Source organism: Streptomyces ortus, assembly GCF_026341275.1.
Lineage (GTDB): Bacteria > Actinomycetota > Actinomycetes > Streptomycetales > Streptomycetaceae > Streptomyces > Streptomyces ortus.
On the sequence record NZ_JAIFZO010000002.1, the window covers coordinates 1,080,737 to 1,105,352 of the forward strand.

Consider the following 24,616-nt stretch of genomic DNA (forward strand, 5'->3'; position numbering starts at 1 on the left):
TTCGTCATCCCATTTGCACTGATACATCCAGGAGTGATCCATGCGAACCCAGAGCCGACGGAGGCCGCGCGCGATGTTCGCCGCGGCCGCCGCAGGGACGCTGCTCGCCCCGCTGCTCTCCGGTTGCTGGGCCGGAGCGGGCGGTGCGGGCTCCGGTGGCAACTCCATCAACGTCCTCATGGTCAACAACCCGCAGATGGTGGAGTTGCAGAAGCTCACCGCGGCCCACTTCACCAAGGAGACCGGCATCAAGGTGAACTTCACCGTGCTGCCGGAGAACGACGTCCGCGACAAGATCAGCCAGGACTTCGCCAACCAGGCCGGCCAGTACGACGTCGCGACGCTCTCCAACTACGAGATACCGATCTACGCCAAGAACGACTGGCTGCACGAGATGGACTCGTACGTCGCCAAGGACCCGGGCTACGACGAGCAGGACGTCCTCAAGCCCATGCGCCAGTCCCTCACCGCGGAGGACGGCAAGCTCTACGGACAGCCCTTCTACGGCGAGTCGTCCTTCCTGATGTACCGCAAGGACGTGTTCGCCGAGAAGGGCCTGAAGATGCCCGCCCACCCGACCTGGGACGAGGTCGCCGACCTCGCCGCGAAGGCCGACGGCGCCGAGTCCGGCATGAAGGGCATCTGTCTGCGCGGCCTGCCCGGCTGGGGCGAGATCATGGCCCCGCTCACCACGGTCGTGAACACCTTCGGCGGCACCTGGTTCGACAAGGACTGGAAGGCGCGGCTCGACTCCCCCGAGTTCGAGAAGGCGACCAAGTTCTATGTGGACCTCGTCCGCAAGCACGGGGAGTCCGGCGCGGCCCAGTCCGGCTTCGCCGAATGCCTCAACAACCTGACCCAGGGCAAGGTCGCCATGTGGTACGACGCCACGTCCGCGGCCGGTTCCCTGGAGTCGGCGAAGTCCCCGGTCAAGGGCAAGATCGGTTACGCACCGGCGCCGGTCGACAGGACGGAGTCCTCCGGCTGGCTCTACACCTGGGCCTGGGGCATCCAGGACGCGTCCCGAAACCCCGACAAGGCGTGGAAGTTCGTCTCCTGGGCGTCCAGCAAGGAGTACGAGCAGCTGGTGGGCGACAAGATCGGCTGGTCCAACGTACCGGCCGGCAAGCGCGCCTCGACGTACACGAACGCCGACTACCGCAAGGAGGCCGGCGCCTTCCAGGAGATGACCAAGGAAGCCATCGAGGGCGCCCGGCCCACCGACCCCGGTGTACAGCCGCGGCCCGCCCCCGGCATCCAGTTCGTCGGCATCCCCGAGTTCACCGATCTCGGCACCAAGGTCTCGCAGGAGATCAGCGCGGCCATCGCCGGACGCCAGTCCGTCGAGTCGGCCCTGAAGAAGTCCCAGAAGCTGGCCGAGGAGATCGCCGAGGAGTACGAGGGACGATGACCGCGACAACGACAGCCCCCGTGGCCGCACCACCCGTGCACACCCAGAAGAAGCAGCCCTCCGGCCGCATGCGCGCCTGGGCGACCCGGGCCCCGCTCCTGCCCGCCCTGATCTTCATGATCGCCGTGACCCAGCTGCCGTTCGTGGCCACGCTGGTGATCTCCTTCTTCGACTGGAACTCCCTCTACCCGGACGCCCGCAGCTTCACGGGCTTCGGCAACTACACCGAGGTCCTCACCGACGCGGCCCTGCGCAAGTCGGTCTGGGTGACCATCCTGCTCACCGTCGGCGTCGTCCTCACGAGCCTGGTCCTGGGCCTCGGCCTCGCCCTCCTCCTGGACCGCAAGTTCCGGGGCCGCGGCCTGGTCCGCACCCTCCTGATCGCACCCTTCCTGGTGGTGCCCGTAGCGGCGGCCCTGCTCTGGAAGCACGTGCTCTACAACCCGGAGTACGGCCTGCTCAACGGTCTGCTGCACTACGTCGGCGGCCCACAGCCCGACTGGATCTCCAACACGCCGCTGCTCGCCATCGAGGCGTCCCTCGTCTGGCAGTGGACGCCGTTCATGATGCTGATCCTGCTGGCGGGCCTGCAGAGCCGGGACCACCAGCAGATCGAGGCGGCCAAGGTCGACGGCGCGAGCAACTGGCAGGTGTTCCGCTACCTCACCCTGCCCCATCTGCGCCGCTACCTCGAACTGGGCGCCCTGCTCGGCTCGATCTACATCGTGCAGAACTTCGACGCGGTGTTCACCATCACATCCGGCGGTCTGGGCACGGCGAACCTCCCCTACACCGTCTACCAGACCTTCTACCAGGCGCACGAGAACGGCCTCGCCTCCGCGGCCGGCGTCCTGGTCGTCATCGGCTCGATCATCATCGCGACCTTCGCGCTGCGCGTGGTCTCGTCCCTGTTCCGCGAGGAGGTGTCCCGCGCATGACCGCAACCGCCGTACAAGCCCGCCCCAGCACCACACAGTCGGCCGATCCCACCCCCCGCCGCCCCAAGGGACGGGGCCTCGGCCTGGTTGCCTGGCTGGCCGGGATCGTCTTCTTCCTCCCCATCGCCTGGATGGCGCTGACGTCCTTCCACTCCGAGGAGGACGCGGCGACGAATCCACCCTCCTTCGCCGCACCCCTCACCCTCGACGGCTACCGCGAGTTCTTCGGCACGGGCGGCGGCGCGAGCCCCTGGCCGTCCCTGATCAACTCCACGGTGGCGTCCTTGGCATCAACCCTCCTGGTCCTGATCCTCGCCCTGCCCGCCGCGTACGCGCTCTCCATCCGCCCGGTGAAGAAGTGGACGGACGTCCTCTTCTTCTTCCTCTCCACGAAGATGCTGCCGGTGGTGGCGGGCCTCCTTCCGATCTACCTCTTCGCGAAGAACACCGGAATGCTGGACAACATCTGGCTCCTGGTCATCCTCTACACCTCGATGAACCTGCCGATCGCGGTGTGGATGATGCAGTCCTTCCTCTCCGAGGTCCCGGTGGCGATCATCGAGGCGGCGCAGATAGACGGGGCGAAACTCCCCACGATCCTGACCCGCGTCGTGGCCCCGATCGCCCTCCCCGGCATCGCCGCCACCTCCCTCATCTGCTTCATCTTCAGCTGGAACGAACTGCTGTTCGCCCGGGTGCTCACAGGCGTGGTGGCGGAGACAGCCCCCGTCTTCCTGACCGGCTTCATCACCAGCCAGGGCCTGTTCCTGGCGAAGGTGTGCGCCGCGTCGCTCGTCGTCTCCCTGCCGGTGCTCGCCGCGGGGTTCGCCGCCCAGGACAAGCTGGTCCAGGGCCTTTCGCTGGGAGCCGTGAAATGAAGGCCGCCGTCATCGAGTCCGTGGGAAAGGCCGTCGTCTCCGAGGTCCCGGACCCGACGCCGGGCCCCCGCGAGGTCGTCGTGGAGGTGTCGGCCTGCGGGCTGTGCGGCACGGACCTGCACATCCTCCAGGGCGAGTTCGCGCCCAAGCTGCCGATCGTCCCGGGCCACGAGTTCGCGGGCGAGGTGGTCGGCGTGGGCCGACAGGTCACCGAACTCTCGGTCGGCGACCAGGTGGCCGTGGACCCCTCCCTCTACTGCTACGAGTGCCGCTACTGCCGTACCGGCCACAACAACCTCTGTGAGCGCTGGGCCGCGATCGGCGTCACCACGGCGGGCGGCGCCGCCCAGTACGCGGTCGCCCCGGTGGCGAACTGCGTCAAGCTCCCCGAGCACGTACGCACCCAGGACGCGGCCCTGATCGAACCGCTCTCCTGCGCGGTCCGCGGCTATGACGTCCTCAACTCCCGCCTCGGCTCCCACGTCCTGATCTACGGCTCGGGAACGATGGGCCTGATGATGCTGGAACTGGCGAAGCGGACGGGCGCGGCGAGCGTCGACATGGTCGACATCAACGAGCAGCGTCTGACGACCGCCCAGAAGCTGGGCGTCTCGGCCTCCGCGACGAGCGCGGACGAGCTGGACCGGCCGCAGGGCTGGGACCTGGTGGTGGACGCCACGGGCAACGCGGCGGCGATCCAGGACGGCCTGGAGCGGGTGGCCAAGGCGGGCACGTTCCTGCAGTTCGGAGTGGCGGACTACGCGACCCGGGTCTCGATCGACCCGTACCGCATCTACAACCAGGAGATCACGATCACGGGTTCCATGGCCGTCCTCCACAGCTTCGAGCGCGCGGCGGAACTCTTCGCGACAGGCGTCCTGGACCCGGACATCTTCATCAGCGACCGCCTCCCTCTGGACCAGTACCCCCAGGCCCTGGACCAGTTCGCCTCAGGCATCGGCCGCAAGATCGTGGTAATCCCCTAACCCTCTCCTCGCCCCCGCCGCCCCTACCCGTTCCCAACCACGCATGGGGGCTGCGTTCCCTCGCCCTCGTTCGCGCAGCTCCTCGCGCCCTTAGCCCTGGGGTGCGGGGAAACTGCGCAGCGGGGAAGTGCGCAGCCCCATGCAGTGACGGGAACGGGTAGGGGGCGGGGCGGGGGGCAGAAACCCAGGGCCACCTCCCACCCCCCGCCCTACGCTCCCCCATGCCCAAACCCCACGGCTTCACCTACACCCACCACCACCCCGACAACACGGTCACGATCACCCACGGCGCACGCCCCGCCACCACCCTCCGCGGCGCAAGAGCCACCCAGTTCCTCGCGGAAGTGGAAAGGGGCGACCCTCAGCTCGTCATGGCCCGCTGGACGGGCAACTACAAACACGGCAACGAACGAACCGCCCGCAACCACCCCCGCAACCGCCACTGACACCCGGTCGGCCGAAAACCCACTTGGTAAGGGAACGGCAAAGACAGCCCGCTCGTTCACCCGGCATGACAGCTATGACCCCGGCTCGAACATCCCTCTCCCCGTCACCCGCGTGACGGTGGACGTCGCCGCCCCGGTGCGGCTCGACGTATCGGGCCTGCTGCTCACCGCCGACGGCAAGGTGCGCTCCGACGACGACTTCATCTTCTACAACCAGCCATCCGGCCAGGGCGTGCGTGGACGTACCGCTCCGGCGGCGGCAGCTCCCCCGACTCGATCACGGTCGACACGACAGCCGTGCCCCAGGGCATCGAGAAGATCGTCGTCACCGCGAGCCCGGACGCCGCGGGCCAGACGTTCCAGGGCATCGAACCGACGGCCACCATCCGCAACGCGGACGACAACGCGGTCCTCGCCTCCTTCACCCCGCCCCAGCTGGGCGCGGAGACGGCCCTGGTCATCGTCGAGGTCTATCTGCGCAACGGCGCATGGAAGGCCCGCGCGGTAGGTTAGGATATTCAAACGGCCTGGCAGGCATCGCCACGGACTTCGGCGTAACGGTGGAGGAAACCCGCTGCCGCAACCCTTGTGGCACCCCGCCCTACACCCAGACCCTCCCCTGCCCCCGCACCTCTGGTCACCACCCCCACGCCCCCAGCACTTCGGCCGCCCTCGCCTTTGCTCCCGCCTCAAGTGCTGGCACCGGCAAGATCAACCTCGACAAGGGCCGGGTGAACCTCCAGAAGAACCAGACCGTATCCTCACAAGGGCGGCAGCCCTTCCTCTCCCAGGTGAAGATGGGCTCGGGCTGGGAGCCGGCGTACCGGGGCAAGTGACATCGACCTGGATCGCCTCGGTCATCGCCTACGGCCCGCAGCGCAACCACATCGACAGCTGCTACTTCGGCAAGCCTCGATCGTGAACGGCGCGATCAAGCACCTCGGCGACAATCTCACGGGCGAGGGCGGCGGCGACGAGGAGGTGATCGTCGTGGACCTCGGCCGCCTCCCCCAAGAGGTCACAGGCCTGGTCTTCACGGTCAACAGCTTCTCGGGCCAGAAGTTCACCGAGGTGGCCAAGGCCTACCGCCGTCTCCTGGACGCCACGACGGGCGCAGGAACTGGTCCGCTTCGACCTCACCACAGTGGAGCCCCAGACCGGCGTGATGATGGCTAAGCTCATCAAGCAGTTCTCCGGCGAATGGGAAATGACGGCCCTGCAACTTTTTGTCAAATCTCTGCACGGTCCGAGGCATGGTCAAACTTCAGCCCAGGCCCTCTAACCCCACCCCACGCACCCTGTTCTCCCCGCTGCACCCGGCACCTGCAGACGCAACCGGGGCGGGGCCGTGCCGGTGTGTCGGGCTGCCCGCAGCGTACGGCCCCGCTGGAAACGCCCACCTCGTGGAAACACAGGCCGTGCGCACGGAGACGCCGCGGAACGGACACACCGGCACGGACGCCCCACCCCACCCACACCCATCGCGGGAGCGACCAAGAGCCCTGCGGGCCCCCAGGGCCCTGAAGATCGTCACCCTGCTTCCTGCTGCCGCCAAGGCCCTTGATCGCCACCATGATCCCGGCACCTGAATGCTGCGTACAAAACCTTCCCGTCGGGCGAAAAAGTAACACCAGTGAATTCCACTGAACTCAGGCTCCGCAGAGCCAATATTCAGGTCATTGCGAGCAATGGGATAAGTACGCCCACTGTCCGTCGCACCGAACAGATGCGAAACGCCTTCACCGTCCTCAGCGATGACCAGCCCCCCATAAGGCGACACGGTGATGTTGTCAGGACCGTCGAACGCACCGTCCTTCGCCGGATCGGGATTCACCCCGAGCAGCACCTTCAACGTCAGCGTGCGCCGCTTGGGGTCATAGAACCAAACCTGCCCATCATGCTGGACAGGACTCTCCTCACGGGCGTACGACGACACGACGTAAACGCCCCCGTCCCCCCACCACATCCCTTCGAGTTTACGAGCGCGCGTGACCTCGCCGATGTCGAACTGCTCGCGCACCGGAACGGCCCCAGCGTCCCGGTCGGGCACGTCGACCCAGTCCACCCCGTACACCGTGCCGATCTTCGTGGCACGGGACAGGTCGTCGACGTAACGGCCGCCGGAGTCATAGCACTTGGGCGCCTGGAGCACCCCCGCGTCGTCGGCGAGCGTACGGAACTTGCCGCGCCCGTGCGTGAAGCCGTGCGGGGGCTTCCAGCGGAAGAACAACCCGTTGGGCGCGGAGTCGTCCTCGGTGAGATACGCGTGGCCGCGCTTCGGGTCGATGACGACGGCCTCGTGGTCGTACCGGCCGAAGAACTTCAGGGGCTTGGGATCACGGTTGGCCCGCCGATCACTGGGGTCGACCTCGAAGACGTACCCGTGGTCCTTGGTCATGCCGTTCTCGCCGGCCCGGTCGGAGTTCTCCTCGCAGGTGAGCCAGGTACCCCACGGCGTGCTGCCGCCCGCGCAGTTGGTGGAGGTGCCCGCGATGCCGACCCACTCGGCCACCGCGCCCCCGGGACGCACCTCGACGACCGTGCAGCCACCGGAGGCGGCCGGGTCGTAGACGAGGCCATCGGCCAGCGGCACCGGGTACTTCCAGTTGGCGCGCGGCCCCTTCAGCTCGTGGTTGTTGACGAGGAGGGTCGTGCCGCGCGGACCCTCGAAGGTGGCCGTGCCGTCGTGGTTGGAGGGGGTGTACTCGCCCGACTCCAGCCTGGTCTTCCCGCTGTACGTGACGACGCGGTAGGAGAACCCGGCGGGCAGCGCGAGGACGCCCTTCGGGTCGGGCAGGAGCGGCCCGTACCCGACGGCGCCGTGCCGCTCCCCGGCACCGTCACGGTCACCGCCCCCATCCCCATGACGGTCGCCGTCGCCGTCGCCGTCGTCGCCCGCGGTCTCGGTGTCCGTGGACGCGAGGGCGCCGGGCGCGGTGGCGAGTGTGCCGACGCTGCCGATCAGGGCGACACCGGCACCGGTGATCGCGGATCGTCTGGCGAAGTCCCTGCGGGTGAGCGACATGCTGTCTCCTGTGACCGTGGCGAGCGGCGAGCCGGGCCCCAGGAGCCCGGGCCCTGGGGCTGCGGGACGGGCCAGGAATCCGGGGCCAGGACCCAGGGCTGTGGACCCGGGAGGGGTCGGCCACACGTTCCCGCCCGCGACTTAACGCCGCTTGAACGCCGCCCGACTTTTCGATTCCCCCTTGCGTGAACGCGCCCCGATCCGTCCCTCCGGCCCCACGCACCCCATACGGCCCATCAGCCCTCGCGTCCGGACCGTCGGCCGGAATAATCTCGGTACCGAGGCCCGGCACGAGACCACGACCGTACGGCGCATGGGAGGCGAGCTGCAGTGACGTGCACGTCAGGCGCGCCATCTTCATGAGGAGCGGTTGGCGATGGCCCATGTGAGTGGCGTCGGGACGGGCGTGACGAGGAGTCTGGCGAGGATGTCGTCGTCGTGTTCGTCACGCGCAAGGTGCTCCTCTGGGACGGCCCGTCCCGAGGACACGATTCCGGACACCCTGGAGGGTGTCCTGCAAGGGCCCCTCCATGGACGACCCCTCCACCCCTTGAATTCGCCCCCGCCGCCCCCACCTGTTCCCATTCACGTATGGGGGCTGCGCTCTCCTGTTTCGTATCGCGTTGCAAGCGCTCGTCCCCAAACGCTGGACGGGCTGCGTCGCCGGGACGGGCTGAAGCGGTTCAGCCCGTCCGGCCCGCGAGGACCGGGGTTCGGGGCGGAGCCCCCGATCACTGCCCCTGTTGCGACCGCGCCTGCAGCCTTCCGCGCCTCCTTCGCCACCCTCTTGTCCGGGTGCAACCGCCCCATCGCCTCCAGCACATCCGGCGTGGCGGGATGCTCCACCCGCCACGCCGCCGCGAAGAACGACCCGTGCTGCGCCGCGAGCCCCTCCACCAGCGCCTGCAACTCCTCGGAGTTCCCCTCCGCCGCGAGCTGCGCGGCGATCGTGTCGACGGTCAGCCAGAAGACCATCTCCTCGGACGGCGGGGGCACGTCCGGAACACCCCGCTCGGTGAGCCAGACCCGTGCGAGCCCGCCCAGTTCACCGTCGTCGAGCACCTCGTGCAGTGCGGGCGCGGCCTCCGTACCGACGAGGGACAGCGCCTGCTGGCAGCGCAGCCGCCGCAGCGGCGCGCCCGTGTCGGCCCCGCGCGCCGCGGCGAGCAACTCCCGTGCGGCGGCGAGGGGTTCACGCCGGGCGAGCCACTGCTCGGTCTCCGCCCGTGCGGCCATGGGCGGGAACGTGGACGTGCTGTCGAGGAGCACGTCGGCGCCCTTGTCCGCGAGGTCGCCGACCGCGGGCGCCGCGAACCCGGCTTCCAGGAGCCGCGCGCGGATGCCGTACACCCCGAGCGGGGTGAGCCGCACCATCCCGTACCGGGAGACGTCCGTGTCGTCCACGGCCTCGCCCGACGAGAGGGCGGCCTCGTCACCCGCCTCCGCCATGAGCGCCTCGTCGACGGGCTGGAAGTCGACGAGCCCCACCGGTTCCAGCGCCCGGAACTGGTCGTCGAGCCGCATCATCGCGTCCGACACCTGCTCCAGGACGTCGTTGGTGGGCTCCCCCATGTCGTCCGGCACGATCATCGACGCGGCGAGCGCGGGCAGCGGGACAGGACCGTCACCGGGTCCGTCCTCGCTCGCGGTCAGCAGGTAGAGGTTGCCGAGGACCCCGTCGAGGAACTCGGCCTCGGCCTCGGGATCCCAGTCCAGCGCGGAGAAGTCGATCTCGCCGCCCTCGTCCATGGCCTCCACGAGGTCGTCGAGGTCGGGCACGCTCGCGTCGGCCAGGACCGTCTCCAGTGCGCCGAGCCACAGCCCCAGTACATCCTGCGGCGCCCCGGAGAGCACGAGGGCGAGATCGGCTCCGGCGGCGACCGTGCCCTCCTCCTCGTCCACGACCTCGACGAGCCCGGTGTCCACGGCCACCCGCCAGGCCTCGCTGGCGTAGGCCGCGGCGTCCTCGCCGTCGAGCGCGAGTTCCGCGGCGGCGGCGGGCAGCTGTTCCTCGACGAGTTCGCCTCCGGCGCCGACCCGGGTGTCCGGGCCGGCCCAGCGGGCGAGCCGCACGGCGCGCGACAGGAGCGGCGTGGCGAGCGCGTCCCGTGCGAGCTCCGCTTCGGAGTGCAGACGCACCGGCGGCAGGGGGGAGCTGTCTGACATCGGCTGGTTCTCCTAGGACGAACGTCGGACGTCGATCTCGTATCTCGGCGCCCTGCTGGACGCGACTCGCGTATCCGGCGCCCCTCCGGACGCACGACGCGGCGCCCCCGGGCCGCCGGGGAGAGCACCCTCCGGCCGCCCCGAAGACGCAGCCTCAGCCTAGACGGATTTGGGCCCATGCCGCCCGGTTCATGAACCTGTCAGAAGTGTTCGGCCAGGAAACCTTGACAAGTGGCCTGACCAGACACGAGATTGACGCGCGTAGATAGCATGGACCGCACCCTCGTCCCGGCGCCCACGCACGTCCCCGGAGGGATTTCGTTGCCGAGCAAGTCTTCCGCACGCATCGCCGCGCTCACTGTCGCCGCCGTCTGTTCCACGGTCTCCTCGGTGGTCGTCGCCTCGCCCGCCCACGCCGACCCCGTGGCCGTCCACGACATCCAGGGCTCCACCCGGACGTCCCCGCTCGCGGGTCAGCAGGTCACGGATGTGGCCGGAATCGTCACGGGCGTACGGACCTACGGTTCGTCCCGCGGTTTCTGGATCCAGGGCCCGTCGGCGGACGGCGACCCGGCCACCAGTGAGGGCGTCTTCGTCTTCACCAGCTCCACGCCGAAGGTCGCCGCCGGCGACTCGGTCACCGTCTCGGGCACGGTCACGGAGTTCGTACCGGGCGGTGCCTCGACCGGCAACCAGTCGGTCACCGAGATCACCCGTCCGACGGTCACGGTCGTGTCGAGCGGCAACGCGCTGCCCGCAGCCACCGTGGTCGACGCCCGTTCCGTACCGGCCGCGTACGCGCCCGAGGGCGACACGGCGGCGGGCGGTTCGACGAACGGCCTCACGCTGCGGCCGAAGAAGTACGCCCTCGACTTCTACGAGTCCCTGGAGGGCATGAACGTCGCGATCGGCTCGTCGCGCGTGGTGACCGCGACCGACCCGTACTCGGAACTGTGGGTGACGGTCAAGCCGCACGAGAACCCGAACCGCCGCGGCGGCACGGTCTACGGCTCGTACTCCTCGCAGAACACCGGCCGGCTGCAGATCCAGTCGCTGATCCCGACCGCCACGCAGCCGTTCCCGACGGCGAACGTCGGGGACACCCTGAAGGGCACCACCGAGGGCCCGCTCGACTACAACCAGTTCGGCGGCTACACGCTGACCGCCCGCACCCTCGGCACGGTCGAGGCCGGCGGCCTGGAGCGCGAGACGACCCGCAGGCAGTCGCGCACGGAGCTGGCGGTCGCCACGTACAACGTCGAGAACCTCGATCCGGCGGACGGTACGTTCGCCGATCACGCGGCGGCGATCGTGGACCACCTGCAGTCGCCCGACATCGTGTCCCTGGAGGAGATCCAGGACAACAACGGCGCGACGAACGACGGTACGGTCGCCGCCGACCTGACGCTGAAGAAGCTGACCGACGCGATCACCGCCGCGGGCGGACCGGCCTACGAGTGGCGGTCCATCGACCCGGTGGACCTCGCGGACGGCGGTGAGCCGGGCGGCAACATCCGCCAGGCGTTCCTCTACAACCCGGCGCGGGTCTCCTTCGTCGACCGCGCGGGCGGCGACGCCACCACCGCCGTCGGCGTCACGAAGGTGCGCGGCAAGGCCCGTCTGACGGCCTCTCCGGGCCGTATCGACCCGGCGAACGCGGCCTGGACGAACAGCCGCAAACCGCTCGCGGGCGAGTTCTCCTTCCGCGGCGAGACGGTCTTCGTGATCGCGAACCACTTCGCGTCGAAGGGCGGCGACCAGTCCCTGCACTCGCAGTTCCAGCCGCCGGCGCGCAGCTCGGAGACCCAGCGCCACCTCCAGGCGAGCGCGGTGAACGCCTTCGTCAAGGACATCCTGGCCAAGCAGCGCACCGCGGACGTCGTCACGCTGGGCGACATCAACGACTTCGAGTTCTCGCGGACGGCGAAGCTCCTGGAGACCGACGGCGCCCTGTGGTCGGCGGTCAAGTCCCTGCCGGCGAGCGAGCGTTACAGCTACGACTACCAGGGCAACAGCCAGGTCCTCGACCAGATCCTGATCAGCCCCTCGATCCGCAAGGACCGCGACTTCACGTACGACAGCGTGCACATCAACGCGGAGTTCTCCGACCAGATCAGCGACCACGACCCGCAGGTGCTGCGCTTCCGCCCCTAGGGCGCTTCTGATGGATCTCCGCGGCGTCGCGACGCCCGGCCCCGGTGTCAGCGGGGCCGGGCCCGGTCGTGTCCGCGGGCGAACCGGTGGGCTGTCAGCGGCCGGGTTCGTAGGCGAGCTGTTTGATCTGACGCAGGGTGAGCACGGTCTCCACGGCCTGGACGCCGTCGAGGACCCCGATGCGCTCGCTCAGATACGTGTACAGGGCGCCGGTGTCGCGGCACAGGACGGCGGCGACGATGTTGGCCTGCCCGGTGACGGCCGCGGCGAAGCCGACCTCGGGATGTCCCGCCAGCGCGCGCCCGACCTCGGCGAGGGCGGCGGGGGCCACCGTGAGCCAGAGCATGGCGTGGGTGGAGTGCCCCAGGGACTGCCCGTCGTGCTGTACGTCGAAGTAGAGCACCCCGCAGGCGCGCAGCCGGTCCAGGCGTCGTTTGACCGCCGACTCCGTCTGCCCGGTGCTCGTCTGCAGTTCGGTGAGCGGGGTCCTGCCGTCGCGCCGGAGCACGGCGAGCAGGGTTTCGTCCTGCGCGTCCAGGGTGACGGGATCGGTGGGCGTCCCGACGGGCGGCGGGGTCAGAGCGGCCTCCTCGTCGGGGTCCAGGGCCCGCAGTTTGTTGAGCCAGCCGAGCGGTCCGCCGTAGTAGGAGTGCAGCAGGCAGTGCGCGCTGACCGAGATGACGCGCGGAGTGCGCGGCAGCCGGTCGAAGAGCAGTTCGTCCCGTTCCTGGCTGGACCGCGGCTTCATCGCGCACATCAGCTCGGTGCCTCCCGAGAACAGCCCGATGTACGAGGTGTCGGGGCGCCGGGCAAGTGCGGCGGCCAGTTGTTCCGCGGCGTCGGGCGTGCAGCGCAGCCGGACCACCCAGCTCTGTCTGCCCAGCCGGCTCTCGTCGGTCATGCCGAGTACGCGCAGGCCCGTCGTGGTGCGCAGGCGGCGGTAGCGTCGCGCGACGGTCTGGTCGGAGACGCCCAGGACGTCCGCGAGACGGCTGAACGGCGCGCGGCCGTCCAGCTGGAGCGCCTGCAGCAGCTTCAGGTCGAGAGGGTCGAGGGGGTCGGTCGTGCGGGACTCCACGGGCGCGCTTCCGCTCTTGGGCCAGGACGGCATGGACGGGGAACCGTCGACGATCATCCCACCGAGGGGGTGCCGGCGGAGCAGGCATGAGGCCCGGACCCAGGAGTGTGTTCCCGGGTCCGGGCCTCGCACCGGCGCCCATCCCGTCCCCACGGAGGGCACCCGGTAAGACGCCGGATCACCGCTCGGGGTTCATCCCCACCGGCGATCGGGTTCCGGTCCCGGCACCCGAGCCGGATCCGGCCACGGGCGTCGTCGTCCGCTGCTGCCGTTGCCGTGGGCCACGCAGCAGGACGGCCGCGACCGCCGCGGCGAGCAGGGTCAGCAGCGCGGAGACGATCAGGCACAGGTGGAGGCCGTCGAGGAAGGCCTCGGACAGCGCGCCCAGGGCGCGCCCCTGGGCCGGGCCCAGGTCCAGCCGCGCGACCGCGCCGAGTCCGCCCTCGTCCACGGCCGCGAGGACGCTCCGGCGCTGAGGGCCGGTCAGGCCCGCCTCGGCGAGGTGTCCGGACAGGGAGCCGGTGGCCCTGCTGGTGAGCAGGGCGCCGAGGACGGCGGGGCCGAGGGCGCCGCCGACCTGCCGGAAGGCGTTGTTCCCGGCGGCGGCCATGCCCGCGAGGTGGTGCGGTACGGAGGCGACCGCGGTGGCGGTCATGGGCGTGATGACCAGTCCCATGCCGAGACCCAGCAGTGCCAGCCGCCAGACCAGCGATACGTACGAGGTGTCGGCGTCGATGGTGGTCAGGGACAGCAGGGCACCCGCGCTGACGAGCAGCCCGCCGGTGATCAGCAGACGTGCCGACACCCGGTGCATCAGGCGGCCGACCGGCGCTCCCACCAGGATGGCCATGAGGCTGACCGTCACCAGCCGGGCGCCCGCTTCCAGGGTGCTGAGCTGCTGGACCATGCCGAAGTAGAGGCTGAGGGCGAAGAAGAACCCGATCAGGCCCAGGAAGCTGATCATGGCGACCAGGGTGGTGGCGCTGAAGGCCGCGCTGCGGAACAGCTTCAGGTCCAGCATCGGACTGTCACTGCGCCGCTCCACCAGTACGAAGGCGACTCCGGCGGCGACGGCCGTGAACAGGGCCAGCAGCACCTTGGCGTCCGTGAAGGACTCGGCGCCGCCCTCGATGACTCCGTAGACGAGTGCGGTGATCGCCAGGGCGGCGGTGAGCTGGCCGGGCCAGTCCAGTCTGCGCGAGCCGGCGGCGCGGGAGTCGGTCAGCAGCCGGGCCGCGCAGACCATGGCGACGACCGAGGCGGGAACCGCCGGCAGGTAGATCCACCGCCAGGAAACGTGTTCGAGGACAAGCCCGGCGATGATCGGGCCGAGGGCCAGGGCCGACAGGAGGGACGTCGCCCACAGGCCGATGAACTTGCCGCGTTCCCGGTGGTCGGGGACCGCGTGGCTGATCAGTGCCAGGGTCGTGGGCAGCAGTGCCGCGGCCCCGGTGCCCGCGAGGGCCTGGCCGATCCAGAGGACCTCGACCGACTGGGCGGACAGGGCGACGGCCGCGCCCGCGGCACAGAACGCCAGGCCCGCCTGGAAGACCTTCTTGCGGCCATGGACGTCACCGACGACTCCGGCGGTGAGGATGAGGGCGGCCATGGGCAGGACGAACGCGTCGGACACCCAGGCCAGCTGGGCGGTCGACGCGTGCATCGCCCGCTGGATGGCCGGCAGACTCACCGAGACGGTGGTCACCGGCAGATAGGCGACGAACACGCCCACGCAGGCCATCACGAGCGTAGCCGCCCGTCGGCCCTGCGGGACGCTGTCGGTAGTGGTGACGTTCACGGAACTCTCCCCCTCGCGGCGCCGTACGCCGCGTTCGGCTGTTACCGCGCCCACCTTCGGCGTCACCGCCGATGCGGGCCCAGCCACGGTCCCGATATCGAGGTAATCCGACATCGGAGGCGTGTTCCGCGAGGATTTCCGAACCACCCGACACGACCGCCCGACACAAGGAGTGGCGAGGCCGGGTAACCCGGCCCCGCCACTCACCACGCTTTTCCCCTCCGCCCGCCGGCCCCCTCGGTCGGCTCAGCGGTGGCCGTTGCGGCGCCGCAGCAGCACGGTCACGACCACCACTCCGGCCGCGGCGATCAGTACGGCCTTGGGGTTGCGCCGTCCGGCCCGGATGGCGGCGGTCGCGCCGTCGAGCACCGGCTGGGGTACGCGGTCCTGCACGACGTGCCCCGCTTCCGCGGCCTTCTCCTGCACGACGTGCCCGGCCACGGTCGCCTTCTCCTGCACGACATGGCCGGCCTGGACCGCCTTGCCCTGCACGACCTGCCCCGCCTCGGCCGCCTTGTCCTTCAGCTCATCGCCCTTGACCTTGGCCCTGGCCTTCACATCGGCCTTCGCCGCCAGCTCCTCGACCGTGTCGCCGAGCTGCGTACGGGTCTCCTCGATCTGGCGCCGCAGTTCCGCCGGCCCCTCGGTCCCGGCGGCCGGCTGGTCCGAGGCCCCGCCGATCTCCACCGGCTCGTTCGTGTCCTTCATCGGTGCGCCCTTTCCTTGATCTCGTCGACGTCGGCCCGAACGCTGTCGAGCGTCTCCTCGGGCATCGGAGGGGTGGCGCGGCCGAGCTGCGAACGGCCGGTCTTCGCCAGTACGGCCGCGACCACGAAGAGCACGGCCGTGACGATGAGCGCCGCCGCCCACACGGGCAGCACCAGGGAGAGCGCGACCGCGCCGGTCGCCGCAAGGGCCATCAACCCCACGTAGGCGACGGCACCGGCCGCGCCGAGCAACCCGCCGCCGCGCCCCGCGCGCCGCCCTTTCTCGGTCAGCTCCTCTTTGGCGAGCCGCACTTCCTGTCGTACGAGTTCGGAAAGCTGTTCTGTGGCCTGCCCGACGAGTTCACCCACCGAGTGCTGCTCGTCCGGCCGCCGGTCCGTGGTCCCGGTCATGGCGTTCCGCCTCCTTTCGTCCGGGGGGAACGCCCGGGTACCCGGCTGAGCCGCCACTACCCCCCGGCACCGATCCAGTAGCACCCCTTACTTATATGCCACAGAAGAATTAAGTGGAGCTTCCGAGTGGGCAGCCCGAGACTGCTCCCATGACCACGACCTCACCGCCACCCCTCCGCCCCCGCTCCCGCCCCTTCGGCCGCGCCCTGTGCGCGATGGTGACCCCTTTCACCGAGGAGGGGCTGCTCGACCTGGACGGCGCTCAACGGATGGCCGAGCGGCTGGTCTCCGAGGGCTGCGACGGGCTGGTGCTGTCCGGGACCACCGGGGAGTCACCGACCACGACGGACGCGGAGAAGTCCGCGCTGGTGCGGGCGGTGGCGGAGGCCGTCGGAGGCCGCGCTTCGATCGTCGCGGGCATCGGGACGGCCGACACCCGTCACTCCGTCCGGCTCGCGCTGGCGGCCGAGAAGGCGGGCGCGGACGGCCTGCTGGCCGTGACGCCCTACTACAGCAGACCCCCGCAGGACGCCGTCGAGGAACACTTCCGGACGATCGCGGACGCCTGCGGACTACCGCTCGCGCTGTACGACATCCCGGGCCGCACCGGGACCCGCATCGAGCCGGAGACGATGGTGCGGCTGGCGGAGCATCCGCGGATCGTGGCCGTGAAGGACTGCGCCTACGACCTGCTGGGCACGCAGAAGGTGCTGGCCGCAACGGAGTTGGCGTACTACACGGGCTGCGACGAATACGTACTCGCCCTGTACGCGATCGGCGGCGCCGGATACATCAGCACGGTGGCCAATGTGATGCCACGTCACTTCCGTTCGATCATCGACGCGTTCGACGGGGGCCGGACGGGCGAGGCAGCCCGCTTGCAGCAACACGCCATCCAGCTCACCGAGTTGATGATGGCCTCCGGGCTTCCCGGCACGGTGACGACGAAGGCACTGCTGAACGCCCTCGGGCTGCCGGCCGGTCCGGTGCGGGCACCGCTGCGGCCCGCCGGCCGGGAAACGGTCGACGGGCTGCTGACGGCGTACTCCGCGATGGCCGGTGTCGCCGCGGGCTAACGCGTGCTGAAGATCGGACTCCACCGGCCGGGGTAGTCGTCGCTCGCCCTGCGGAAGTCGCTGAGCGGTACGACCTGGTTGGTACCGATGGTCACGAGCAGCAACTGGTTGCGGAACTCGCCCTTGCCCGAGCACTTCTCCGGGTCGCAGCCCCAGGCGATGAGCCGCTTGTCGTCGGCCCAGGCGAGAAGCTGCTGTGCCGGCAGTTTGTACGCACGCTTCCCCGTCCTGGCGTCGTTGACCGCCACGGCGATCTCCTTGCCGCTTCCGGCGAACTCCCCGGCCGCGAGCTTCCCGTTGGGCGAGAGCCCCGCCTCGGGATAGCTGAGGTACTTCTCGTTCGCGGGCACGGCCGCCTTGTCGCCGTTCAGGTCGTAGTACTGGCGGAAGGGCTCCGAGGTGAGGTGGGTGTAGACCAGCGAGCCGTCGTGACTCCAGTCGAAGTCCTCGCGGCTGTTCATCGTCGAGAACCCGAACTCGTCCTTGACCAGCGGGACCTTGTGCCAGTCGGACGTGCCGGAGGCCACGTCGACGATGGTGAAGCCGGTCCTGCTGGGCACGGGTCCGGGCTCGTCCTTGCCGTTGACGTTCACCGGCTTGTCCGCCAGGTAGCGGCTCGGGTTCTTCGCATACGTGGTCGCCACGAGTTTTCTGCCGTCGGGCGAGAAGGCGACGCCGCCGACTCCGTGGTCCACGGGAATCCAGCGGTCCACCTTGCCGGTGATCAGGTCGAGCAGCCCGATGCGGTCGGCCGGCAGTTCCCGCTCCAGCACGGCGGCCGTGCGCGAACCGGGCGCGACGTCCAGGAACGCCCACTTCTTGGTCTTCTCGTACTTGCCGGTCTTCTGGTTCAGCAACCCGTAGGTGGGGGTGTGGACGATGTCCCCGTTGTCCTGCTTGACGCCCTTGCTGACCTGGAAGGCGGCGAGCACGGTGTCCCCCGCCGCGATCAGGTCCTTCGGGGGCGACTGGTCGGGGTGACCGATGATGTCGCTGCTGTTCATACGGCTCGCCGGCCGCACCTCGTCCCCGCCGTCCAGCAGCGGGACGGCCACCGCGACCGCCACCACGGCGGCGGTGACGCCGGCCGTCGCCACGATCCTGCGGTTCCGGCGGCGCCGCCGGACGGCCAGCACCCGGTCGGCGAAGCCCGCCGGGACGGACACCGTGTCCGCCGCGGTCTCACGGAGCGTGTCACGCACCAGTTCGTCGACGTTCACGGACGTACCTCCACGGGCGAGAAGTCGCGGGAAGGGCTCTGTTCGGCGTCGGCCGGACCGAGTGCGGTCAGCTCCGGCGCGAGCGCGCGCAGCCTGGCGAGCGAACGGTGGGTCGTGGACCGCACGGTGCCGACCGAGCAGCCGAGGATCCGGGCCACGTCGGCCTCCGGCAGGTCCTCGAAGTACCGCAGGACGAGCACGGTCCGCTGCCGGGCGGTGAGCCGGGCGAGCGCTCCGCGCATCAGGATCCGCAGCTCGGTCGCGGCGGCGGCGTCCGCGGCGTCCGCCGTCCGGCCGGTCGCGCCGTCCGCCGTTTCTGGTGGCTCGGCGACGGTCAGCTCCCGCCGGCGCCACTTCAGCCGCCATCGGCTCACCTGCTGCCGGTACAGGATCTGACGTACGTACGCCTCCGGCTCGTCGATCCGGTGCCATCGTCCGGCCGCCTTGATCAGCGCGTTCTGCAACAGGTCTTCGCCCGCGTGGCGGTCGCCGCCACTGAGCAGCACGGCGGTCTTCAGCAGCGCCGTCGACCTGTTCTCCACGAACTCCCTGAACGCCTCGTGCCCCTGGGCATCCATCGTCACCGTCTCTTCCCCGCGGGCGTCTCCCCCGCTCCCACCTGTACTGACGCCTGCACCGACCCCCCGCTATGCCTCGACACCCAGGATTCCTCCCCCGGTGGGCCCCTGAAGGGGTGAGGGCCGTGACACGTGCGGGTGCGCTGGTGTTGGCCGCGCAGTTCCCCGCGCCCCTAAACACGGGGCTGCGCCCCTGTTTTTTGGTCTTTAGGGGCGCGGGGAACTGCGCGCTCAGCCCCAGCGCACCCGCACAGGACACCCCACGGCGCCCCACCCACCCCAGGGGCGCGGGGAACTGCGCGCTCGGCCCCAGCGCACCCGCACAAGACACCCCCCAGCACCCCCACCCACCAAGGGGCGCGGGGAACTGCGCAACCGCCCCACCCACCGCCCGCGCACGACGAACGCCCTCCCGCCGGGCACCGGCGAAAGGGCGTTCACGTCAAAACCCCCGCACAGCTCAGTTATGGCTGTGCAGAACCTCGTTCAGCCCACCCCACACCGCGTTGTTCGGCCGAGCCTCGACCTTCCCCGTGACCGAGTTCCGCCGGAACAGGATGTTCGACGCCCCGGACAGCTCACGCGCCTTGACGATCTGCCCGTCGGGCATCGTCACACGCGTACCGGCCGTGACGTACAGCCCCGCCTCCACCACGCACTCGTCCCCGAGGGCGATACCGACCCCCGCCTCCGCCCCGATCAGGCACCGCTCCCCGATCGTGATGCGGACGTTGCCGCCACCCGACAGCGTCCCCATCGTGGACGCGCCGCCGCCGATGTCCGAGCCGTCACCGACCACGACGCCCGCGGAGATGCGGCCCTCGACCATCGACGTACCGAGCGTGCCGGCGTTGAAGTTCACGAAGCCCTCGTGCATGACCGTGGTGCCCTCGGCCAGGTGCGCCCCCAGGCGGACCCGGTCGGCGTCGGCGATCCGCACACCCTTGGGGGCCACGTAGTCCGTCATGCGCGGGAACTTGTCGATGGACGTCACCGCCAGGTGCAGCCCCTCGGCACGGGCGTTCAGCCGTACCTTCTCCACGTCGTCCACGGCCACCGGACCGAGCGAGGTCCAGGCGACATTGGCGAGGTGGGCGAAGAGGCCGTCCAGGCTCTGCCCGTGCGGCTTCACCAGCCGGTGCGAGAGCAGGTGCAGCCGCAGGTACGCGTCGTGCGCGTCGACCGGCTTCTCGTCGAGCGAGGCGATGACCGTGCGGACCGCGACCACCTCGACACCCCGGCGGGCGTCCGGGCCGACCGCTTTCACGGCACCTTCGCCGAGCAGTTCCACGGCACGCTCGACGGGCAGCCGCTCGGTGCCGGAGGGGCCCGGTTCGACGGCCAGTTCGGGGGCCGGGAACCACGTGTCGAGGATCGTGCCGTCGGCGGTGATCGTGGCGAGCCCGGCGGCAACGGCGCCGGTGGTGCGTGTAGCAGTGGTGTCGGTCATGACAGAAACCTAACGTGGCCGACCCCGCCCGAGCCAACCAGCGCACCCCCCGTCTCAGGTACCGGCCACCCGCGCGACCGGCCCAGGTTCAGCACCAGCCCCCAGCCCTCAGCCCCAGCCCCAGCCCCAGCCCCAGGGAAATCTTCCGGCCGTGATGGAAACTCCCCCACCGGCGCCCCGGCTTCCCCCCTCGGGCGCCCGGACCCCCTCCTCAGGGCCCTGATCTCGAATCCTTAAGCCTTGAACTATCTTTCCCGGCCGCCGAGCCCGGCGCCCGCCGCCAACTCGATGGCCTTCGCCGTCAGTTCAGGCAGAAACCGCTCTCAGGAACGCTTACTCGACCCGCACGAGTTCCACTAGGGTTCCCCTCGTCGCGCACACGGACCGCCCGGCCATGGCCGTCCCGTGTGCCCGCGACCTCCGCCGCCCCATGTGCCACGACCAATGACCGAACCGCGTCCGCCATCGGCGACGCCGGGGGGAACCGCGCATGCCCGACAGAAACACCGAGTCCGCTCCCGCCCCGTCCCCTCACCACCTCCCGAAGGTGTGGGAGACCGGCGAGACCCTGGACCAGTCCCCCATCCCCGGCACCCGCCGGCTCTGGCTGGCCGGAGCGCTGCTGCTGGCCGTCCTCGCCTCCACGGTCACCGCGGTCACCGTGCTGGACGAGGACAGGGACACCTCGTCGAAGGACCGGACGGAGAACACCTCCGTCAAGGACGAGCCGCTGGTCGCCGCGCCGCCCGTCGCCGCCACCGCTCCCAGCGGGAAGAGCGGGCTCGCCGCCCCCTCGCCCTCGGGGAGCACCCCGGACAAATCCGCCCCGCCCGCCGAGCCGCAGGGCGGCGCCGGTCCCGTACCGAAGCCGTCGGCGTCCAGGTCGAAGTCCGCGTCCGGCGGCAAACCGCCGGCGGCCAAGCCGTCGTCCGCGCGGAAGTCCGTCCAGGCGGTCAACTACCCCGACCGCTACTGGCGCCTCGACCGCGACTACGTGGGGCTCGACCGGGTGGACCCGGGCAGCTCCTCCTGGAGCAGGCAGGGGACCTCCTTCAAGCTGGTCCCGGGCCTCGCCGACGCCGACTGCGTCTCGTTCTCGCTGGGGAACGGCCGCTATCTGCGGCACTCCCAGTTCCAACTGCGCGCCGACCGCCGAGACGGCTCCGAGCTCTTCAAGAAGGACGCCACCTTCTGTCCGCGTCCGTCGGCGTTCTCCGGCGCCGTCATGCTGGAGTCGGTCAACTACCGCGGCCGGTTCCTGCGCCACCGCGACTTCCGGCTCCGCCTGGACCCGTACGACAACAGCCGTGCCTACCAGGCCGACTCGGCGTTCCGCCTGGTCAAGGGCCTGGGCTGAGCCGCACGACACTCGGCTGACGCAGCACGCACGCGGCCCCCGGCGCATTCGCCGGGGGCCGCACACACATACGCTCGGACGCGCTCAGACGTTGAAGCCCAGCGCCCGGAGCTGGTCACGGCCGTCGTCCGTGATCTTGTCCGGGCCCCACGGCGGCATCCACACCCAGTTGATGCGGAGCTCGTTCACGATGCCGTCCGTGGCGGACTTGGCCTGGTCCTCGATGACGTCGGTGAGCGGACACGCCGCCGACGTCAGGGTCATGTCGATCGTCGCGATGTTCGCGTCGTCGATGTGGATCCCGTAGATCAGTCCGAGGTTGACGACGTCGATGCCCAGCTCGGGGTCGACGACGTCGTACAGCGCCTCGCGGACTTCTTCCTCGGAGGCCGGTTTCATCTCGATGGTCTCGCTCATGCCGTCTTCCTCTCGGCGCCGGCCTCGCCCAGGGCCTGGGCCGTCGCGTCCTTCCAGGCCATCCAGCTCAGCAGCGCGCACTTCACGCGGGCGGGGTACTTGGAGACCCCGGCGAACGCGACCGCGTCCTCCAGGACCTCCTCCATCGCGTCGTCCGGCTCGATACGACCCTTGGACTGCATCAGCTCCAGGAAGGTCTCCTGGATCCTCCGCGCCTCAGCCAGGTCCCGGCCCACGAGCAAATCGTTCAGCACGGAGGCGGAGGCCTGGCTGATGGAGCAGCCCTGGCCCTCGTACGAGACGTCACTGATCGTCGTGCCGTCGTACTTCACCCGCAGGGTGATCTCGTCGCCGCACGTCGGGTTGACGTGGTGCACCTCGGCGTCGCCGTCCCGCAGACCGCGCCCGTGGGGGTGCTTGTAGTGGTCCAGGATGACTTCCTGGTACATCGAATCAAGCCTCACGACTCAGCCAGCTCCTCAGCCGAAGAAGTTCCGTACGTGCTCCAGGCCGTCGACCAGTGCGTCGATCTCGGTCGGCGTGGAGTACAGATAGAACGACGCTCGCGTGGTCGCAGGAATTCCGTACCGCAGGCAGACCGGCCGCGCGCAGTGGTGTCCGACCCGGACCGCGATGCCCTGTTCGTCGAGAACCTGACCCACGTCGTGCGGGTGGATGTCACCCAGCGTGAACGAGATCGCCGCGCCACGGTCCTCGGCGGTCGTCGGGCCGATGATGCGCAGGCCCGGGACCTCGGCGAACCGCTTCACCGCGTACTCGGTGAGCGCGTGCTCGTGGGCGAGGATCCTGTCCATGCCGATCGCGCTCAGGTAGTCGATGGCCGCACCGAGACCGACCGCCTGGGCGATCGGCGGGGTGCCCGCCTCGAACTTGTGCGGGGCGGGCGCGTAGGTCGACGAGTGCATCGACACCGTCTCGATCATCTCGCCGCCGCCGAGGAACGGGGGCAGGTCCTCCAGCAGTTCCTGGCGGCCCCACAGGACGCCGATGCCGGTCGGGCCGCACATCTTGTGGCCGGTGAAGGCCACGAAGTCGGCCTGCAGGGCCTGCACGTCCAGCGGCATGTGCGGGGCGGCCTGGGAGGCGTCGATGCAGACCAGCGCGCCGACCTCCTGCGCTCGGCGCACTATCGCCTCGACCGGGTTGACCGTGCCCAGGATGTTCGACACCAGCACGAAGGACACGATCTTCGTCTTCTCGGTGATGACCTCGTCGATGTTGGACAGGTCGAGCCGGCCGTCGTCGGTGAGGCCGAACCACTTCAGCTTCGCGCCGGTGCGCTGCGCGAGCAGCTGCCACGGCACGATGTTGGAGTGATGCTCCATCTCCGTGATGACGATCTCGGTCTCGTGGTCGACGCGGTAGGGCTCGTCGGCCCAGCCGAGCATGTTGGCCACGAGGTTGAGCGATTCGGAGGCGTTCTTCGTGAAGATGACCTCGTCGCGGCTCGGTGCGTTGATGAACGCGGCGACCTTGTCGCGCGCGCCCTCGTACAGCGCCGTGGCCTCCTCCGCGAGCACATGCACACCGCGGTGGACGTTGGCATTGTACTGCTCGTAGTAACCACTGAGTGCGTCCAGCACCTGGCGCGGCTTCTGCGAGGTCGCCGCGTTGTCCAGGTACACGAGCTTCTTACCGTCGTGGACCTGGCGGTCCAGGATGGGGAAGTCCTTACGGATCGCCTCGTCGAGCAGTTGAGGTGTACCCGTGAGGAGGCCCGGCGACTGCGTCACGCTGATGCGCCACCCTTCACGTACTTGTCGTAGCCCTCGGCCTCAAGCTGGTCGGCGAGCTCGGCGCCGCCGGACTCGGCGATGCGGCCGTTCGCGAACACGTGCACGTGGTCGGGCTTGATGTAGCGCAGGATGCGCGTGTAGTGCGTGATCAGCAGGGTGCCGACCTCGCCGCTCTCACGGACGCGGTTGACGCCCTCGGAGACGACACGCAGGGCGTCGACGTCCAGACCGGAGTCGGTCTCGTCGAGGATCGCGATCTTCGGCTTGAGCAGCTCCAGCTGAAGGATCTCGTGGCGCTTCTTCTCGCCGCCGGAGAAGCCCTCGTTCACGTTGCGCTCGGCGAAGGCGGGGTCCATGTTCAGCCGCTGCATGGCCTCCTTGACCTCCTTGATCCACAGGCGGAGCTTGGGGGCCTCGCCGCGGATCGCGGTGGCGGAGGTGCGCAGGAAGTTGGAGACGGAGACACCGGGCACCTCGACCGGGTACTGCATCGCCAGGAACAGGCCCGCGCGGGCGCGCTCGTCGACGGACATCTCCAGGACGTCCTCGCCGTCGAGGGTGACGGTGCCGCCGGTGATCGTGTACTTCGGGTGTCCCGCGAGCGAGTAGGCGAGAGTCGACTTGCCGGAGCCGTTCGGGCCCATGATGGCGTGCGTCTCGCCCTGCTTCACGGTGAGGTCGACGCCCTTGAGGATCTCCTTCGTGGCGTTGTCGGCCTCGACGGTGACGTGCAGGTCGTGGATTTCAAGCGTTGCCATGGGTT

The 24,616-nt window shown here is 69.8% G+C and carries 21 protein-coding genes and 1 pseudogene; 9 read left to right on the top strand and 13 right to left on the bottom strand.

The window, feature by feature from the left end:
• Nucleotides 1-40 precede the first annotated feature (40 nt).
• The 6 genes and pseudogenes from K3769_RS08040 to K3769_RS08065 all read left to right on the top strand — a co-directional run.
• Nucleotides 41-1,411, top strand: a complete 1,371-nt coding sequence (locus K3769_RS08040) for an ABC transporter substrate-binding protein (protein WP_267025745.1) — start codon at nt 41-43, stop codon at nt 1,409-1,411.
• Nucleotides 1,408-2,349: a carbohydrate ABC transporter permease gene (locus K3769_RS08045; protein WP_267025746.1), complete on the top strand. Its 942-nt coding sequence runs from the start codon at nt 1,408-1,410 to the stop codon at nt 2,347-2,349. The genes K3769_RS08040 and K3769_RS08045 overlap by 4 nt, the downstream gene beginning before the upstream one ends.
• Nucleotides 2,346-3,227: a carbohydrate ABC transporter permease gene (locus K3769_RS08050; RefSeq protein ID WP_267025747.1), complete on the top strand. Its 882-nt coding sequence runs from the start codon at nt 2,346-2,348 to the stop codon at nt 3,225-3,227. The genes K3769_RS08045 and K3769_RS08050 overlap by 4 nt, the downstream gene beginning before the upstream one ends.
• Complete coding sequence (locus K3769_RS08055; protein ID WP_267025748.1) at nt 3,224-4,213, top strand: zinc-dependent alcohol dehydrogenase family protein; 990 nt, start codon at nt 3,224-3,226, stop codon at nt 4,211-4,213. The genes K3769_RS08050 and K3769_RS08055 overlap by 4 nt, the downstream gene beginning before the upstream one ends.
• A 221-nt stretch (nt 4,214-4,434) precedes the next feature.
• A complete protein-coding gene (locus K3769_RS08060; RefSeq protein ID WP_267031286.1) occupies nt 4,435-4,659 on the top strand; it encodes a hypothetical protein in 225 nt (74 codons plus the stop codon).
• 91 nt (nt 4,660-4,750) lie between these two features.
• A pseudogene (locus tag K3769_RS08065) lies at nt 4,751-5,921 on the top strand (TerD family protein); the annotation flags it as partial.
• A 2-nt stretch (nt 5,922-5,923) separates the two neighbouring features.
• Here the strand turns inward: K3769_RS08065 and K3769_RS08070 are convergent.
• Nucleotides 5,924-7,684, bottom strand: coding sequence for an alkaline phosphatase PhoX (locus tag K3769_RS08070; protein ID WP_372514887.1), 1,761 nt, complete (start codon nt 7,682-7,684; stop codon nt 5,924-5,926).
• 585 nt (nt 7,685-8,269) lie between these two features.
• Nucleotides 8,270-9,850: a hypothetical protein gene (locus K3769_RS08075; RefSeq protein ID WP_372514888.1), complete on the bottom strand. Its 1,581-nt coding sequence runs from the start codon at nt 9,848-9,850 to the stop codon at nt 8,270-8,272.
• Between the two features lie 321 nt (nt 9,851-10,171).
• Here K3769_RS08075 and K3769_RS08080 point away from each other — a divergent pair, with 321 nt between their 5' ends.
• Entirely contained in the window at nt 10,172-12,004 is a 1,833-nt protein-coding gene (locus K3769_RS08080; protein WP_267025749.1) for a DUF8508 domain-containing protein, read from the top strand.
• A 94-nt stretch (nt 12,005-12,098) separates the two neighbouring features.
• Here K3769_RS08080 and K3769_RS08085 read toward each other — a convergent pair whose 3' ends face one another.
• The 4 genes from K3769_RS08085 to K3769_RS08100 all read right to left on the bottom strand — a co-directional run bounded on the left by K3769_RS08085 (nt 12,099) and on the right by K3769_RS08100 (nt 15,998).
• Nucleotides 12,099-13,115: an AsnC family transcriptional regulator gene (locus K3769_RS08085; protein WP_267031287.1), complete on the bottom strand. Its 1,017-nt coding sequence runs from the start codon at nt 13,113-13,115 to the stop codon at nt 12,099-12,101.
• A 145-nt stretch (nt 13,116-13,260) separates the two neighbouring features.
• The gene (locus tag K3769_RS08090; RefSeq protein WP_372514889.1) at nt 13,261-14,880 is read right to left on the bottom strand and encodes an MFS transporter; all 1,620 of its coding nucleotides are present in this window, start codon (nt 14,878-14,880) and stop codon (nt 13,261-13,263) included.
• 246 nt (nt 14,881-15,126) lie between these two features.
• Entirely contained in the window at nt 15,127-15,588 is a 462-nt protein-coding gene (locus K3769_RS08095; protein ID WP_267025750.1) for a DUF3618 domain-containing protein, read from the bottom strand.
• On the bottom strand, nt 15,585-15,998 hold the full coding sequence (locus tag K3769_RS08100) for a phage holin family protein (protein WP_267025751.1): 414 nt from the start codon (nt 15,996-15,998) through the stop codon (nt 15,585-15,587). The genes K3769_RS08095 and K3769_RS08100 overlap by 4 nt, the downstream gene beginning before the upstream one ends.
• A 149-nt stretch (nt 15,999-16,147) precedes the next feature.
• Here K3769_RS08100 and dapA point away from each other — a divergent pair, with 149 nt between their 5' ends.
• The gene (gene dapA / locus K3769_RS08105) at nt 16,148-17,074 is read left to right on the top strand and encodes a 4-hydroxy-tetrahydrodipicolinate synthase (protein ID WP_267025752.1); all 927 of its coding nucleotides are present in this window, start codon (nt 16,148-16,150) and stop codon (nt 17,072-17,074) included.
• Here the strand turns inward: dapA and K3769_RS08110 are convergent.
• The 3 genes from K3769_RS08110 to dapD all read right to left on the bottom strand — a co-directional run bounded on the left by K3769_RS08110 (nt 17,071) and on the right by dapD (nt 20,322).
• Nucleotides 17,071-18,294, bottom strand: a complete 1,224-nt coding sequence (locus K3769_RS08110; RefSeq protein WP_267025753.1) for a WD40 repeat domain-containing protein — start codon at nt 18,292-18,294, stop codon at nt 17,071-17,073. The genes dapA and K3769_RS08110 overlap by 4 nt on opposite strands.
• A complete protein-coding gene (locus K3769_RS08115) occupies nt 18,291-18,872 on the bottom strand; it encodes a SigE family RNA polymerase sigma factor (RefSeq protein WP_267031289.1) in 582 nt (193 codons plus the stop codon). Before K3769_RS08115 ends, K3769_RS08110 begins: the two co-directional genes overlap by 4 nt.
• Before the next feature lie 460 nt (nt 18,873-19,332).
• The gene (gene dapD, locus K3769_RS08120; RefSeq protein ID WP_267025754.1) at nt 19,333-20,322 is read right to left on the bottom strand and encodes a 2,3,4,5-tetrahydropyridine-2,6-dicarboxylate N-succinyltransferase; all 990 of its coding nucleotides are present in this window, start codon (nt 20,320-20,322) and stop codon (nt 19,333-19,335) included.
• 490 nt (nt 20,323-20,812) lie between these two features.
• Here dapD and K3769_RS08125 point away from each other — a divergent pair, with 490 nt between their 5' ends.
• Nucleotides 20,813-21,679 carry an AbfB domain-containing protein gene (locus K3769_RS08125; protein WP_267025755.1) on the top strand — a complete coding sequence of 289 codons (867 nt, stop codon included), beginning with the start codon at nt 20,813-20,815 and terminating at the stop codon, nt 21,677-21,679.
• Between the two features lie 84 nt (nt 21,680-21,763).
• On the opposite strand, the gene K3769_RS08130 is transcribed toward K3769_RS08125, so the two are convergent.
• Genes K3769_RS08130 through sufC form a run of 4 tightly spaced genes read right to left on the bottom strand, consistent with a single transcriptional unit; the run spans nt 21,764 to nt 24,611 of the window.
• A complete protein-coding gene (locus K3769_RS08130; protein WP_107017666.1) occupies nt 21,764-22,096 on the bottom strand; it encodes a metal-sulfur cluster assembly factor in 333 nt (110 codons plus the stop codon).
• Entirely contained in the window at nt 22,093-22,560 is a 468-nt protein-coding gene (gene sufU / locus K3769_RS08135; protein WP_267025756.1) for a Fe-S cluster assembly sulfur transfer protein SufU, read from the bottom strand. The genes K3769_RS08130 and sufU overlap by 4 nt, the downstream gene beginning before the upstream one ends.
• Before the next feature lie 15 nt (nt 22,561-22,575).
• Nucleotides 22,576-23,850, bottom strand: coding sequence for a cysteine desulfurase (locus K3769_RS08140; RefSeq protein ID WP_372514890.1), 1,275 nt, complete (start codon nt 23,848-23,850; stop codon nt 22,576-22,578).
• The gene (sufC, locus tag K3769_RS08145; RefSeq protein WP_210883727.1) at nt 23,847-24,611 is read right to left on the bottom strand and encodes a Fe-S cluster assembly ATPase SufC; all 765 of its coding nucleotides are present in this window, start codon (nt 24,609-24,611) and stop codon (nt 23,847-23,849) included. The genes K3769_RS08140 and sufC overlap by 4 nt, the downstream gene beginning before the upstream one ends.
• Nucleotides 24,612-24,616: the final 5 nt, after the last annotated feature.

What these genes read in the sequence shown, in the direction of transcription:
- K3769_RS08040 (WP_267025745.1), top strand. Translation starts at nt 41, where the DNA reads ATGCGAACCCAGAGCCGACGGAGGCCGCGCGCGATGTTCGCCGCGGCC.
- K3769_RS08045 (WP_267025746.1), top strand. Translation starts at nt 1,408, where the DNA reads ATGACCGCGACAACGACAGCCCCCGTGGCCGCACCACCCGTGCACACC.
- K3769_RS08050 (WP_267025747.1), top strand. Translation starts at nt 2,346, where the DNA reads ATGACCGCAACCGCCGTACAAGCCCGCCCCAGCACCACACAGTCGGCC.
- K3769_RS08055 (WP_267025748.1), top strand. Translation starts at nt 3,224, where the DNA reads ATGAAGGCCGCCGTCATCGAGTCCGTGGGAAAGGCCGTCGTCTCCGAG.
- K3769_RS08060 (WP_267031286.1), top strand. Translation starts at nt 4,435, where the DNA reads ATGCCCAAACCCCACGGCTTCACCTACACCCACCACCACCCCGACAAC.
- K3769_RS08070 (WP_372514887.1), bottom strand. Translation starts at nt 7,684, where the DNA reads ATGTCGCTCACCCGCAGGGACTTCGCCAGACGATCCGCGATCACCGGT.
- K3769_RS08075 (WP_372514888.1), bottom strand. Translation starts at nt 9,850, where the DNA reads ATGTCAGACAGCTCCCCCCTGCCGCCGGTGCGTCTGCACTCCGAAGCG.
- K3769_RS08085 (WP_267031287.1), bottom strand. Translation starts at nt 13,115, where the DNA reads ATGCCGTCCTGGCCCAAGAGCGGAAGCGCGCCCGTGGAGTCCCGCACG.
- K3769_RS08095 (WP_267025750.1), bottom strand. Translation starts at nt 15,588, where the DNA reads ATGAAGGACACGAACGAGCCGGTGGAGATCGGCGGGGCCTCGGACCAG.
- K3769_RS08100 (WP_267025751.1), bottom strand. Translation starts at nt 15,998, where the DNA reads ATGACCGGGACCACGGACCGGCGGCCGGACGAGCAGCACTCGGTGGGT.
- dapA (WP_267025752.1), top strand. Translation starts at nt 16,148, where the DNA reads ATGACCACGACCTCACCGCCACCCCTCCGCCCCCGCTCCCGCCCCTTC.
- K3769_RS08115 (WP_267031289.1), bottom strand. Translation starts at nt 18,872, where the DNA reads ATGGATGCCCAGGGGCACGAGGCGTTCAGGGAGTTCGTGGAGAACAGG.
- dapD (WP_267025754.1), bottom strand. Translation starts at nt 20,322, where the DNA reads ATGACCGACACCACTGCTACACGCACCACCGGCGCCGTTGCCGCCGGG.
- K3769_RS08125 (WP_267025755.1), top strand. Translation starts at nt 20,813, where the DNA reads ATGCCCGACAGAAACACCGAGTCCGCTCCCGCCCCGTCCCCTCACCAC.
- K3769_RS08130 (WP_107017666.1), bottom strand. Translation starts at nt 22,096, where the DNA reads ATGAGCGAGACCATCGAGATGAAACCGGCCTCCGAGGAAGAAGTCCGC.
- sufC (WP_210883727.1), bottom strand. Translation starts at nt 24,611, where the DNA reads ATGGCAACGCTTGAAATCCACGACCTGCACGTCACCGTCGAGGCCGAC.